We start from the raw sequence: 12,895 nt of genomic DNA on the forward strand, positions 1-12,895 counted from the left end.
CGAGCGCTCCGCGCCGGTCACAGGGCCAGCTCCTTGCGTGCCCGGGTCTGGTCGGAGGCGTGCTTGAGCACGACGCCGAGGGTGGCCCCGATCGCCGCCTCGTCCAGCTCGGTCCTGCCCAGCGCGATCAGGGTGTTGGCCCAGTCGATCGTCTCGGCGATCGAGGGCGCCTTCTTCAGCTCCAGGGCGCGCATGGTGGCCACCGTACGGGCGAGTTGCTCGGCCAGGGCGGTCGTGATCGTGGGCACCTGGGCCAGCACGATGTCGCGCTCGCGCTCCGGCGTCGGGTACTCCAGGTGCAGGTAGAGGCAGCGCCGCTTCAGCGCCTCGGAGAGCTCGCGGGTCGCGTTGGAGGTCAGCACCACGTAGGGCCTGCGCACGGCGGTGATCGTGCCGAGCTCGGGGATGGTGACCTGGTAGTCGGACAGGATCTCCAGCAGCAGCCCCTCCACCTCGACGTCCGCCTTGTCGGTCTCGTCGATCAGCAGGACCGTGGGCGTCCGGGAGCGGATCGCCGCGAGCAGTGGCCGCTCCAGCAGGAACTCCTCGGTGAAGATGTCGTCGTGGGTGGCGTCCCAGCTCTCGTCCTGTCCGGCCTGGATGCGCAGCAGCTGCTTCTTGTAGTTCCACTCGTACAGCGCCCTGGCCTCGTCCAGCCCCTCGTAGCACTGCAACCTGACCAGTTCCGCCCCGGTCGCCGCCGCCACGGCCTTGGCGAGCTGGGTCTTGCCCACACCGGCCGGCCCCTCGGCGAGGAGTGGTTTGCCGAGCGCTCCCGCCAGGAAGACCGAGGTCGCGATGGAGTCGTCGGAGAGGTAGTCGACGGCGCTGAGCCGCTCGCTGGCGTCGGCGGGCGAGGCGAACCACATGTGTGCTCCCAGTACAGGACCGAATGTTGTTCTAGCTTAGCCGCTGATCGTCGCGGATTTCGAAGCCCTGCCCGATGTGCGCTATCCTTCAAGAGCTTCAAGCGCCGCTAGCTCAGTTGGTTAGAGCAGCTGACTCTTAATCAGCGGGTCCGGGGTTCGAGTCCCTGGCGGCGCACAGTGGATATGACCAGCGCATCTGTGATTTCGATCATGGGTGCGCTGGTTGCTTTTATGCCCGGGTTCGTCGCCCGGGTTCGCCCCTGGGCCTGGGGGCGCCCGGCCCCCGAGCCTCGTCAGCGCCGACGTCGTTCTATTCACGGATCAGCGGCCAGGTTCTGCCAGCAGCAATGAATTGAGGGTGCCGTACTCAAGACCGCCCTCAAGGGCTCCACAGGTGCCGTCGGTGAGCAGTTCCCGGGCGGCACGTGCGACCAGCCCGTAGGCCGCCTCGGCGATCGAGGACCCAGCACTCACACGAGCCACGCCCAACGCCGCGAGCGCGGGCACGGTGAGAGTCCCAGGACCCGCCAGGACGTTCACTGGCACGGACACCGCACGCACGAGCGCCGTGATGGTCTCCGCGTTCAGAGCCCCCAGAACGAACACCCCGTCAGCGCCGGCTGCCACGTAGGCCTCGGCCCGGGCCAGGGTTTCCTTCAGCCATACCGTGAGATCCCCGGTCGGCAGACGGTGCGTGTCGATTCGGGTGTTGATGAACAGCGGCACACCAGCGGTGTCCGCAGCACTACGGGCAGCCGCGATGCGCTCGGACTGCTCCAGGATGGGACGCAGTAGGGCCGGGCCTGAGCGGAGTGAGTCCTCCAGATTGATGCCGACGGCTCCGGCCGCGAGCACGCCCCGCACTGTCTCAGCCACACCCGCGGGGTCGGGCGCGTAGCCGCTTTCGACATCGGCTGTCACCGGAACGTCGACCGCTGCGGCGACCCGAGCGATCAGGTCGAGGCCGCGGTCCCGGTCCAGGTGGTCGCCGTCTCCATAGCCCAGGGCCCACGAGACACCGGCGCTGGTGGTGGCGACCGCGGCAGCGCCGGCATTCGCCACGATACGCGCGGAGGCGACGTCCCAGGCATTGGGCAGTACCAGCGGCCGACCGGGGACATGCATCGAGCGGAACAACAGGGCCTTGCCACGAAGTGTTGTCATGCCGGTTATTCCATCAGACGGAACTGAATCCAGATCAAATCTATTTCGCGAAGGCACCGCAGAGTATCGAACGGGGAGTGCCGCTCCTTCACATCGCGCCATTGACCGGACTAGAGGGGCCTGATCATGACTGCCAAGTGCATCTTCTGTGAGATCGCTGGGGGCCGGGCCTCAGCACGTGTCGTCGCCGAATGGGACGACGCGATCGCCTTCACCCCCCGCTCCGGTGGCGCCACCACCGGGCACGTCATCGTTATCCCCCGCCGTCACGTCACCGACGTCGGCGTCGACCCCGCCGTCACCGGCGCCGTGATGGCGCGGGCTGCCGAACTCGCCGCTCGAATGGACGCCGCGAATGTGATCACGTCCAAAGGCGTGTCGGCGACGCAGACTGTGTTCCACCTGCACGTTCATGTCGTCCCCCGCCGTCCGGGCGACGGACTGCCGCTCCCCTGGACGCCGCAGCACGAGGCCGCCGCACGCAAGGCCGCCGCTGAGGCAGCCGCGGCTCAGCCGCATTGGACCCTCGGAGCAGTCCCGGCCAACATCCGTCTCGTGTGCGCCAGGGAGCCCATTCCCGGGAGTCCGACGGTGTTCCTTGCCGGTCCCACCCCCGACGAGGCCGTCCCCGTGCCGTCCTGGCGACCCGACGCGATCAATGAGCTGTCCGCGCAGTGGGATGGAGACCAGCCGCTCACCGTCCTGTGCCCCGAGTCCCGGGGGCGCCGGCGCGCTGAGCGCTACGAGCATCAAGTCGGCTGGGAGTCTGCGGCCCGGGACGCCTCCGACGCGATCCTGTTCTGGATTCCGAGGGACATGAGGGTCCTCCCAGGCATGACCACGAACGTCGAATGGGGTCTGGACGTTCGCACCGGCCGGGCCGTGCTCGGTGCGCCGAGCGACTGCCCCTCTCCCGAACGTAACCGGTACCTGATCTACGTCGCCCACCGGTACGGCGCGCCTGTCGAGGAGACCCTCACTGCCACCGTCACCGCGGCCCTCATGATCGCAAAAAGGCGGCACTCATGATCACAACCGTAGTCCGGAAAGGATGGTGTGGCTACTGGTCGCCTCTCCCTCCGAGTACGCGAGCACACCTATCCGCCGGACGAGGGCAGAGGAGCGTGCCCGATGTGATCAGTGATCGAATGCGATCAGCGAACGGGTGATCGGCGCGCCGGTCTTGTTGTTGTGCCAGACTCCGGCGGCCAGTGCGAGGATGCGCCGGGCGACCCGGATCGCGACGCCCTGGAAGGTCCGTCCTCCGTGTTGTTCCAGGTCGAGCTGCCCTTTGATCAGTAGTTCGAATCCCTGGCGGCGCACTTGCGAGAAGCCCAGGTCGGCATCGCCGACCTGGGCTTTCTTCATTGAGCGATCACCTTGGTGGGGGCGTTGGACCTCCGGTCCCGCTCGCGGATTCTCGGTGACCCGGGTCAGCGGACCCGGCGGCCGTGGCTGGGCTCGCTCTGGCGGTTCGCCCGGTCCACGGCCGTCACGTGGTAGTGCGCGCCCCTGGCTCCCTCGGGGTCCACCCAGCGCACGTCGCGGCCTGCGGGGATGACCGCGACCAGGTTGCGGGCGTCGGTGAAGTCACCGGGACCGGCCTGCCGGTCGAACCGGAAGACCGCGAACTGGAACGGGACGTCCCTACCGGGGGCGACGATGTGCAACTCGGCGCCACCGGCCACCTTGTGCGCGGTGGCCAGGACCGGGCGGCGCGGTGGCCGGCCGTCCGCGAGGCGCGGCAGCAGCGGGGCGAGGGCCGGGCGGGTGTAGTGGTCGGTCACGGCGGTGCTGACGCTGCCCAGCCGGTCCTCACGTACATCGCCGGAGTTGTACCAGATGTCGCCGCCGACCTGGGGGTTGTCCCGGTTGAGAGTGAGGTGCCGGGAAAGCTCGTCCGGCTGGAACCACTGGGCGGGCTGCCCGGCGGCACCGGCCTTGTAGGCGGCCTGGCCGATCCAGAGCTGGACGTCGGTGCCCGCCGCCACGCCGGACCACCAGGGGATCAGCTTGGCGTAGTCGGCGTTCGACTGGCCGATGTACCAGTAGATCTGCGGTGCGATGTAGTCCAGCCAGCCCTTCCTGACCCAGCCCCGCGTGTCGGCGTGCAGGTTGTCGTACGACTGGCTGCCGGCGGTGTCCGAGCCGAGGGGGTCGGTGGACCTGTTCCGCCAGATGCCCGAGGGGCTGATGCCCCAGGCGACCTCCGGCTTGGCCTGCCGTACCCGCTGCTGCATCTCCCGGACGAGCAGGTCCACGTTGTCGCGCCGCCAGGAGGCGAGATCGGGGAAGCCCGCGCCGTAGCGCGCGAAGGCCGCGGCGTCGTCGAAGGCCGTGGTGTTGACCGGGTAGAAGTAGTCGTCGAAGTGCAGGCCGTCGATGTCGTACCTGGTGACCGCGTCCATCATCGCGTCCTGCACGAACGCCCGCACCGCGGGGATGCCCGGGTTGTAGTACAGCTTGCCGCCGTAGGAGACGATCCAGTCCGGATTCCTGCGGCCCGGGTGCTCGGGGTGCAGTTTGGCCGGGTCCGGCTGCATCGACACGCGGTACGGGTTGAACCAGGCGTGGAAGGCCAGGCCGCGCCGGTGCGTCTCCTCGACCAGGAAGGCCAGCGGGTCGTAGCCCGGGTCCTGGCCCTGAACGCCGGTCAGGTACTCCGACCACGGTTCGTGTGGCGAGGGCCAGAAGGCGTCGGCGGTCGGCCGGATCTGGACGAAGACCGAGTTGAGCCGACGGGTCCGCGCGAGGTCCAGCCAGGCCAGGTACTCGGCCTGCTGCGCCTCGACGGTCAGGCCGGGCTTCGACGGCCAGTTGATGTTGAGCACCGAGGCGATCCACATCCCGCGCATCTGCCGCAGCGGCGGGATGTGGCCGTCGGCGTTGCCGGCGGCGAAGGCGGGCGTCGAGGTGAGAGCCGACAGGGGGAGAGTCGTCGCGCCCGCGGCCAGGGCCAGGCCGCGCAGGACGGAACGTCGGGTGGGTGCGCTCATGCGGACCTCCGGGGGGGCTGAAGAAGAAGGCGCCGAGCGTGACATTGGCAGAAACTTACTTTCAAATCAATGACAATGAAGGAAAATATCGTTGAGATGCGATCCGCTCCAAGGCGTTCGGGCAGGCGGCCCGGTGGGGAAACCTGGATGCGCCGTGGTCGCCTCGGGTGGATCGGTGGTGATCCGGTGGTGGGTGCGTGTCGGTCTCCTGGAGATCGGCACTGGACATAAACCCATATAAGAGGTAGGGATAGTATGAAAAATTCCATGACATCCGAGGAGCAGCCATGGCAGTCAAAGTGATCGACGCGGCCGCGTACGTCCAGGAGTGGCAGGACTGGCACCACCGGCACGAGGTGGTGCTGGCCGATCCCCACGGGTTCCTCGCCGTCACGAACCTGCACTGGCTGACCTCTGAACCGCAGCGCCTGCCGGATGCTCCGGGGGAATGGTCGACCGGCGGCGAGGGCGTCGTCGTGACCCTCGGAGACGCGGAGGAACTGGTGGTGGACGGCACACCGGTGCGTGGCCGGTACGTGTTCGGCCTCATCCCCGAACGCGGCGCGATCAATGCCACCTGGGGTGACGCGGTGATCGAGGTGGCCAGGCGGGGCGGGCATGACATCGTCAGGCCGAGACACCCGGACCACCCGCTGCGTGTCGCGTTCGCCGGCACGCCGACCTTCCCGCCGGACCCGCGATGGCTGGTCGCCGGCCGCTACGTGCCGTTCGACGAGCCCCGGCCGACGGACGTCGGGGCGGCGGTGGAAGGGCTGCGGCACGTCTACGACGCGCCGGGGCGGGTCGAGTTCGAGCTCGACGGGCAGACGCTGAGCCTGACGGTGTTCAACGGCCACGCGCCGGGCAGCCTGATCGCCCTGTTCACCGACGCGACCTCCGGCGTGACCACCTACGCCGCCAACCGCGTCCTGCAACTGGGGGTGCCCGACGCCGGCAACCAGGTGACCGTGGACTTCAACCGGGCCACGAACCTGCCGTGCGCCTACACCGACTTCGCCACCTGCCCGCTGCCGCCGGCGGAGAACCGACTGCCGGTCGCGATCGAGGCAGGCGAGAAGATCCCCTACGAGCGCGGCTGACGTCCGGATGAGCACGCCCGTGACCCCGCTCATCCGTTCCCCGGGGGAGAGCATCGGCCGGTTCAACCGGGATCACGGCCGGAGGTCCGCCGGGTGGCGGGCGCGCCAGGCGGTGTAGTGCGGCTGACTTTCGAGGGATTCGCGGTGGGCCTCGGTGGCGAGGCGCGTCAGCTCCTCGGCCCGGTGGGCGAGGGCGCCGTCGCGGCGCCAGGCCGCCAGGTGCCTGATCCACAACGGTGATCCGGCGAGCGGGCGGACCACGAGCCCAGGTCCTGCGGGGAAGCTGGCCTGGCAGGGCGAGATCGCGTGCTTCTCGGCGATGAGATTACGGATCATCATCGGCTCGATCATGATGTACGGCATCTTCGGGACGAAGCCCTCGTTCTGGCAGGCGGTCACGAAACACTCCGGCCAGCCGACGCCGTCCGGCGGCGAGAGCACCCAGTCGTCGCCCGCCAGCTCCGCCAGCGGCACCTCCTCCAGCACCGCGAGGGGATGGGCCTCGGCCATCGCCACGAAGACGGGTTCCACGGCGATGGGACGCACGCCCACCGAGGGTGGGATGACCAGCTCGTGGCCGGGGTAGTCGATGAGGGTCGCGGCATCCAGCCGCCGGGAGGTCAGCAGATCCAGCAGCAGGCGGGGCGAGTGCTCGGTGTGCACGGTGATCGAGGCCCCCGGGACCTCGAACAGCCGCCGCAGCAGGCCGCTGAACAGGGGGTTGGCATAGCCGCCGATGCGGGCGACGCTCGTCTGGCCGCTGGGCGGCAGGGTGCCTGTCATCAGCTCGTCCACGGTGTGCAGCGCGGACCTGGCCCGGGTGAGCACGAACTGGCCGAACGGGGTCGGTGTCACGCCCAACCGGCTGCGCCGGAAGACCTGGCCGCCGAGCGTGGACTCGATCCGGTGCAGCTGGGCGGTCAGGGCGGGCTGGGAGACGCCCAGGGAGGCCGCCGCCTTGCTGAGACTCCCCGCGCCGGCGATGGTGCATAACGCTCGAAGGTGCCGTAGCTCCAGCTGCATGGGCCAAATATAGTGCGGCATAACGCTGGATTTATATGTCTCTGGGATAAGACGCGGTTCCCTCGTTTGGCGCACAGTTGACGGTGATCCCTACTTCCGAAGGAACCCCTATGCCAGTGACCTACCGCCGTTCCGACCTCGTCTTCACCGATCACACGATCACCGTCCCGCTGGACCACTCCAGCCCGGACGGGGCGACGATCGAGGTGTTCGCGCGGGAGGTGGTCGCGGCGGGGCGGCAGGGGGACGACCTGCCGTGGCTGCTGTACCTGGAGGGCGGCCCCGGCCACAGTGCCCCCCGCTCGCCGGTCGGGTGGCTGCACCGGGCCACCAGGGAGTACCGGGTGCTGCTGCTGGACCAGCGCGGCACCGGGCGCAGCACTCCCGCCAACCGGCAGACCCTGGCCGGCCTCGACGACCCCGCCGCCTACCTGCGCCATTTCCGGGCCGATGCCATCGTCAGGGACGCCGAACTGCTTCGCGCGCGCCTTCTCGGGGACCGGCCGTGGAGCCTGCTGGGGCAGAGTTTCGGCGGGTTCTGCGCGCTGACCTACCTGTCGCTGGCCCCCGAGGGGCTGCGCGAGGTGATGATCGCGGGTGGGCTGCCGCCGCTGGCCGACCGGCCCGAGGACGTGTACCGGGCGGCCTACCCCCGCGTCCTGGCGCACAACGAGCGGTTCTTCGCCCGCTATCCCGGTGACCTGGCGATCGCCCGTCAGGTGGCCGACCACCTGCAACGGCAGGAGGTGTTCCTGCCCGGCGGGGAGCGGCTGACCCCGCGGCGCTTCCAGACCCTCGGGATCACGTTCGGCACGGAGAGCAGGTTCGACACGCTGCACCATCTGCTGGAGGAGGCGTTCGCCGGTGAGAAGGAGCTGTCCGACGTCCTCCTGCGCCGGGTGGACGCGCTGGTCTCCTACGCCGAGCACCCGCTGTACGCGCTGCTGCACGAGGCGTCCTACTGCCAGGGCGGGGCCTCCAACTGGGCCGCGCACCGCGCGCTGGGCGAGTTCCCCGAGTTCGATGTGGAGCAGGGCGGCCCCGTCCGGTTCTTCGGCGAGATGATCTTCCCGTGGTTCTTCGACGAGGACCCGGCGCTGGTCCCGCTGCGGGCCTGCGCCGAGGCACTGGCCGCCTGCGAGTCCTGGCCACGCCTCTACGACCCGGACCGGCTGAGCGGCAACACCGTTCCGGTGGCGGCGGTGATCTATCACGACGACCTGTACGTGGACCGCGACAGTTCCCTTCGCACCGCGAGCACGGTGCGTGACCTGACTTCCTGGATCACCAACGAGTACGTCCACGACGGGTTGAGGGTCTCGGGCGAGACCGTGCTGGACCGGCTCATCGCGATGGTCCGCCGGTGAGCCTGGGGAAACGACGGGCGCTCGGCTTCCCGTGCCTTCCGGCGGCGCGTACGGAACCGGCGGCCCGGTGTCCGGCCGGTGGTGTACGAGCGTCGATCGCCTTTCGCGGAGTAGCGCCCCTTTTCCATAACCCGTGAATTATGGGAAAGGGCTCATCGTGTCCATCTCAACTGCCCATAACCCACCGGTTATGGGCGGCCTTGACCTGCGGCTCCCCGGCAGGCGCGAACGGGCCGACAAGCTCGACACTCTCGTGTGATCACCCCGTTATCCGACACCGGTGACAATCTGCGGCATTCCCCAAGCAAGGAGAACCCGTGCGCAGATCGTCCGTGGTCGTCGCCACGCTCATGGTCATGGCGTGTCTGTCGACCGGCCCGGCTCACGCCGAGGATCCGGGCCAGACGCGAAAGGTCGAGGTCTTCGGCGAGCACGCCCCCCAGGGCTACACCGAAGTTCCGGTGGAGAGCGGCGACAAGGCGAGGGGCCTGGCCGTGCCGTCCGCCACGGTGACGCCGATCGAGGTCAACGGCCCCAGCGACAAACGCATCGACCTGGTCTACCTCGGTGACGGTTTCACCGAGGCCGAGCAGGACGCCTACACCGCCCAGGTGGCCAACAGCTGGAACATCCTGGCCCAGCGCGAGCCGTTCAAGAGCTATCGCAAGCTGTTCAACGTCTGGCAGGTGAACGTCGTCTCCAACGAGTCCGGGGTCGACAACGACCCGGTCAAGGGGGTGCGGAAGGACACCGCGCTGGGCGGTGAGTACTGGTGTGAGGACCTGGAGCGCCTGGTCTGCGTGGACATCCCCACCGCCCAGTCCTACGCCGGGCTGGCCCCCGCCTTCGACCAGATCGCCGTCGTGGTCAACAGCCCCACCTACGGCGGTGCCGGCTACATCGAGGAGAACCTGGTCACCTTCTCCGGCGGGCACCGGAGCGGCCCGGAGATCCTGCCGCACGAGTTCGGCCACTCCATCGGCGACCTGGCCGACGAGTACCCCTACTGGGCCTACCCGGACGACGGCAGCACCTACACCGGCGACGAGCCGCCCGACACCAACGTCTCGATCCACAACGCCGAGCAGCAGACCGCGCGGCGGGCCAAGTGGTGGTACTGGCTGGGCGCCGAGACCCCCGACGGCGGCGTGATCGACACCTTCGAGGGTGCCGCCTACTACAACCTCGGCATCTACCGGCCCAGCGACAACTCGCTGATGCGCTCCCTGCTCAAGCCGTTCAACCTGGTCGGCCGTGAGGAGATGGTCCGCACGTTCGTCGAGACGACCGGCCTGATCGACGACTCCACCCCGAGCGGCAAGGTCAGGGCGGGCAGCACCCTGACGGTCACCCCCGTGGGGCTCCCGACCGTGTCCACCCGCTGGTTCATCAACGGCCACGAGATCACCGAGTGGGCGGGCAGGACCTCGGCGGTGGCTCTGACCAAGAAGCCCAAGGACCACGGAAAGCCCGAGGCGCCGTGGTGCGGGCGCAAGGACCTGAAGGCCAAGAAGGGCGACTGCACCTACTCGGTGCAGGTCAGTGACTCCACCGACTTCGTGAGGAACTCCGCCTACAAGGCGGACACCCTCACCCAGTCGATCACCTGGACGGTCGGCAAGCACTGACCGGATCCTGCCACGCCCCGCTCGGGACGCGGCAGGACCGGATGGCGAAAGAACGGCGATCGCCGAAGGATGTTCCGCGGAAGCGGGCGTCCTTCGGCGATCGCGTGCGTTCAGCGCCGGGTCGTCATCCCGTCTTGGCGAGAATCGCCTTGGTCATCGCGTCGAGACCGATCAGGTTGAACTTCTTCCCGAGGGTGCGCATGATCGAGTTCTCCGACGGGCGGTAGATGCCGTACGCGTAGTCGGCGCCCCCCTGGTAGGCGCCGATCACGCCACCGTCGGGAGTGGCCTGACCCAGGTACTGGTACCACTTGCGCCTGCCCGAGGTGAGCTGCGCGGCGGTGTACTTCGAGACGTTCGCCGCCGACGGCTCGCCGCCGTTGTAAGTGGTGTTGAGGGTGGAGTACTCGTCCGCGAGGTTACCCATTGAATGTCCGAGCTCGTGCACCACGACCTGGCCGGAGCTCGCGTTGCCGCCCGAGGCGGTGGCGACGCCGCCGCCCGCGCCGTACCCCGCACCGCCGTACTTGGTGCTGTTGCCCAGCGCCACCACCTGGTCGACACCGGGTGCCAGTGCGGCGTAGGACTTGGCGGTGGCGGTGTTCACGCAGAGCAGGCGCTCGATTCCCGAGCACCAGAACCCCATCCCGAGCGCGGTGTTCCTGCTGACGCCCTGGGTGGGGTCGTTGTCGACGCCCGACTGGCTGGAGACGACGTTGACCATCCACACGTTGAAGGAGTTCTTGTAGGTGCTGAACGGTTCGACGGCGGTCATCTCGGCCCACTTGCTCGCGGCGTGGGCCTGGAAGGTGGCGATCTCGGCGGAGGTGTAACCGTCGCCCACGAAGACCAGGTCGAAGCGCTGGGAGGAGGGGCCCGTCTGCTGCAGGGCGGTGACCGTGGCGGTCGGCGCGGCGCGCGGGGCGGGAGGCACCTGCCGCTTCGGGATCTCGACCTGCTGGATCGTGCCGTCGGGGGAGAAGACCTCCACCCGCTCGGTGGATCCCGGCGGGGACGGTTCGGCGGCGGCGGACGTCGGTGTGGCGAGGGAGGCGATGACGACCGGTACGAGCAGCGCCAGGCGGAGGGGGCGGGGCACGGCGTCTCCTTGGGGGTGAGCGCAGTGGATCTAGTGCCCACATCGTGAGTTATCGCCATACGCCCAGATAATCCCTTTTTGAGATAACCCTCCCGTTATAGTGGTGAATCCTGGGCCCTCACCCCCTCCATGTCGGGGACTCCGCCTCCGGTGACGGCCTGGAATGTGAGGGCGGCGGCAACTCTCAGTCGCGGGGGAGAGCCTCGATGGTCTCCAGATGCCTCTCGCCCCAGTCGCCGAGGGGGAGAAGCGCGGTGTTGAGCGAGTGGCCGAACTCGGTCAGCGAGTACTCCACCTTCGGCGGAACCTGGTGGTAGACCTCGCGGTGCACCAGGCCGTACGACTCCATCTCGCGGAGCTGCTGGATGAGCATCTTCTCGCTGATGCCGGACACCGACCGGTTCAACTCCCCGAACCGCAGCGGCTTGCTGTGGAGCGCCCACAGGATCAGTGCCTTCCACTTACCGCCCACGACGTCGACGGCGGCATCGAGCCCGCACGAATAGGTCCGCTTCTTCATTCGCGTTCTCCATACTTACAAAAAGGTTAGTACCTGACAAAATAGTAGGTACTTGAGGAAAATTCAGCAGAGCGCCAGCATCGAAACGTCCCAGCCGGGGTCACGAAGGGCCCGGGACTGGGACGTTCGCATGCCGACATCTGATGAAAGCGGGGGAAACAATGACGGCCGACAACCGATCGCCGGTGACGGTCCTGGGACTGGGCCCGATGGGGCAGGCGCTGGCGGGCGCGTTCCTCGGGAACGGCCACCCCACGACCGTGTGGAACCGTACGGCCGCCAAGGCCGACGCTCTCGTCGCCCGGGGCGCGGTCCGCGCGGACACGGTCGCCGACGCGATCGCGGCGAGCCCGCTGGTGATCGCCTGCGTGATCGACTACGACGCGGTGAGCGCGATCATCGACCCCTCGGTAGACGCGCTGAAGGCCCGGACCCTGGTCAACCTCACGGCCGACACGCCGGAACGCGCACGCCGGATGGCCGACTGGGCCGCCGGTCACGGCGTCGACTACCTCGACGGCGCCATCATGACCCCGACACCGACCATCGGCGGGCCGGCGGCGGTCGTCCTGTACAGCGGGCCTGAAGCGCTCTACCAGGCCCATCGGCCCGCGCTGGCGAGCCTGGGCGGCACCGCCACCTACCTCGGCGCGGATCCCGGGCGGGCGGCGGCCCACGATGTGAGCCTGCTCGACCTCTTCTGGACGTCCATGAGCGGCCTCGTCCACGCCTTCGCCCTGGCCGGCGCGGAAGGCATCTCGGCCAGGGACCTCGCCCCGTTCGCCAAGGGGATCGGCGCCCTGCTCCCCGACCTCATCGACGAGTTCGCCCGCTACGTCGACGACGGCCACCACCCGGGCGACCAGTCCAACATCCTGTCGGCCGACGCGGGGATGGCACACATCATCCACGCGGCCCAGACCAGGGGCATCGACACCGGCGTGCTGAGCGCCGCCAGGGCCGTCACGCGACGCGCGATCGACGCCGGTCACGGCGACGACAGCTTCTCGCGCCTGGCCGAGGTGCTCGGGAGGCCGACACCGTAAAACGCACTCGAAGAGGGGGCGGCCCGCCACGACCGGCTCTGATGGTGGCGCCGCCCCCACCGGAACGATCACCGTCCAGGCCC

11 protein-coding genes, 1 tRNA gene and 1 pseudogene are annotated in these 12,895 nt (G+C 68.8%); 6 read left to right on the top strand and 7 right to left on the bottom strand.

All coding sequences use genetic code 11. From position 1 onward, the window contains the following. Positions 1-17 precede the first annotated feature (17 nt). Complete coding sequence (locus ABZU75_RS11700) at positions 18-869, bottom strand: MoxR family ATPase (RefSeq protein WP_350912622.1); 852 nt, start codon at positions 867-869, stop codon at positions 18-20. A gap of 101 nt (positions 870-970) precedes the next feature. Between ABZU75_RS11700 and ABZU75_RS11705 the strand changes: the two genes are divergently transcribed. Further along, positions 971-1,044 (top strand) — tRNA-Lys (locus ABZU75_RS11705). 146 nt (positions 1,045-1,190) lie between these two features. Here ABZU75_RS11705 and ABZU75_RS11710 read toward each other — a convergent pair. Continuing rightward, positions 1,191-2,033, bottom strand: coding sequence for an isocitrate lyase/phosphoenolpyruvate mutase family protein (locus tag ABZU75_RS11710; RefSeq protein ID WP_355552333.1), 843 nt, complete (start codon positions 2,031-2,033; stop codon positions 1,191-1,193). A 126-nt stretch (positions 2,034-2,159) separates the two neighbouring features. On the opposite strand from ABZU75_RS11710, the gene ABZU75_RS11715 reads away from it, so the two are divergent. Beyond that, complete coding sequence (locus ABZU75_RS11715; protein ID WP_355552336.1) at positions 2,160-3,062, top strand: nucleoside 2-deoxyribosyltransferase domain-containing protein; 903 nt, start codon at positions 2,160-2,162, stop codon at positions 3,060-3,062. 108 nt (positions 3,063-3,170) lie between these two features. Here the strand turns inward: ABZU75_RS11715 and ABZU75_RS11720 are convergent. Together ABZU75_RS11720 and ABZU75_RS11725 are read right to left on the bottom strand one after the other, a co-directional pair. Then, positions 3,171-3,341, bottom strand: a pseudogene (locus ABZU75_RS11720) (IS982 family transposase); the annotation flags it as partial. Positions 3,342-3,466: 125 nt separating this feature from the next. Then, the gene (locus ABZU75_RS11725; protein ID WP_355552339.1) at positions 3,467-5,029 is read right to left on the bottom strand and encodes a family 10 glycosylhydrolase; all 1,563 of its coding nucleotides are present in this window, start codon (positions 5,027-5,029) and stop codon (positions 3,467-3,469) included. 287 nt (positions 5,030-5,316) lie between these two features. On the opposite strand from ABZU75_RS11725, the gene ABZU75_RS11730 reads away from it, so the two are divergent. Next, positions 5,317-6,129 (top strand): DUF1684 domain-containing protein, encoded by an 813-nt coding sequence (locus ABZU75_RS11730; protein WP_355552342.1) that lies wholly within the window; start codon positions 5,317-5,319, stop codon positions 6,127-6,129. Positions 6,130-6,201: 72 nt separating this feature from the next. On the opposite strand, the gene ABZU75_RS11735 is transcribed toward ABZU75_RS11730, so the two are convergent. Beyond that, on the bottom strand, positions 6,202-7,152 hold the full coding sequence (locus ABZU75_RS11735) for a LysR family transcriptional regulator (RefSeq protein WP_355552345.1): 951 nt from the start codon (positions 7,150-7,152) through the stop codon (positions 6,202-6,204). A gap of 110 nt (positions 7,153-7,262) precedes the next feature. Between ABZU75_RS11735 and ABZU75_RS11740 the strand changes: the two genes are divergently transcribed. Then, entirely contained in the window at positions 7,263-8,519 is a 1,257-nt protein-coding gene (locus tag ABZU75_RS11740; RefSeq protein WP_355552348.1) for an alpha/beta fold hydrolase, read from the top strand. Positions 8,520-8,836: 317 nt separating this feature from the next. Next, positions 8,837-10,147 (top strand): M64 family metallopeptidase, encoded by a 1,311-nt coding sequence (locus tag ABZU75_RS11745; RefSeq protein WP_355552351.1) that lies wholly within the window; start codon positions 8,837-8,839, stop codon positions 10,145-10,147. Positions 10,148-10,271: 124 nt separating this feature from the next. Here the strand turns inward: ABZU75_RS11745 and ABZU75_RS11750 are convergent, their stop codons facing one another. Together ABZU75_RS11750 and ABZU75_RS11755 are read right to left on the bottom strand one after the other, a co-directional pair. Beyond that, positions 10,272-11,246 carry a M64 family metallopeptidase gene (locus ABZU75_RS11750; protein ID WP_355552354.1) on the bottom strand — a complete coding sequence of 325 codons (975 nt, stop codon included), beginning with the start codon at positions 11,244-11,246 and terminating at the stop codon, positions 10,272-10,274. A 184-nt stretch (positions 11,247-11,430) separates the two neighbouring features. Continuing rightward, entirely contained in the window at positions 11,431-11,766 is a 336-nt protein-coding gene (locus tag ABZU75_RS11755) for a helix-turn-helix domain-containing protein (RefSeq protein WP_355552357.1), read from the bottom strand. 161 nt (positions 11,767-11,927) lie between these two features. Here ABZU75_RS11755 and ABZU75_RS11760 point away from each other — a divergent pair, with 161 nt between their 5' ends. Beyond that, on the top strand, positions 11,928-12,812 hold the full coding sequence (locus tag ABZU75_RS11760; protein WP_355552360.1) for an NAD(P)-binding domain-containing protein: 885 nt from the start codon (positions 11,928-11,930) through the stop codon (positions 12,810-12,812). Positions 12,813-12,895 lie beyond the last annotated feature (83 nt).

It is taken from the genome of Streptosporangium sp. NPDC005286 (assembly GCF_040607515.1).
Classification (GTDB): Bacteria; Actinomycetota; Actinomycetes; order Streptosporangiales; family Streptosporangiaceae; genus Streptosporangium.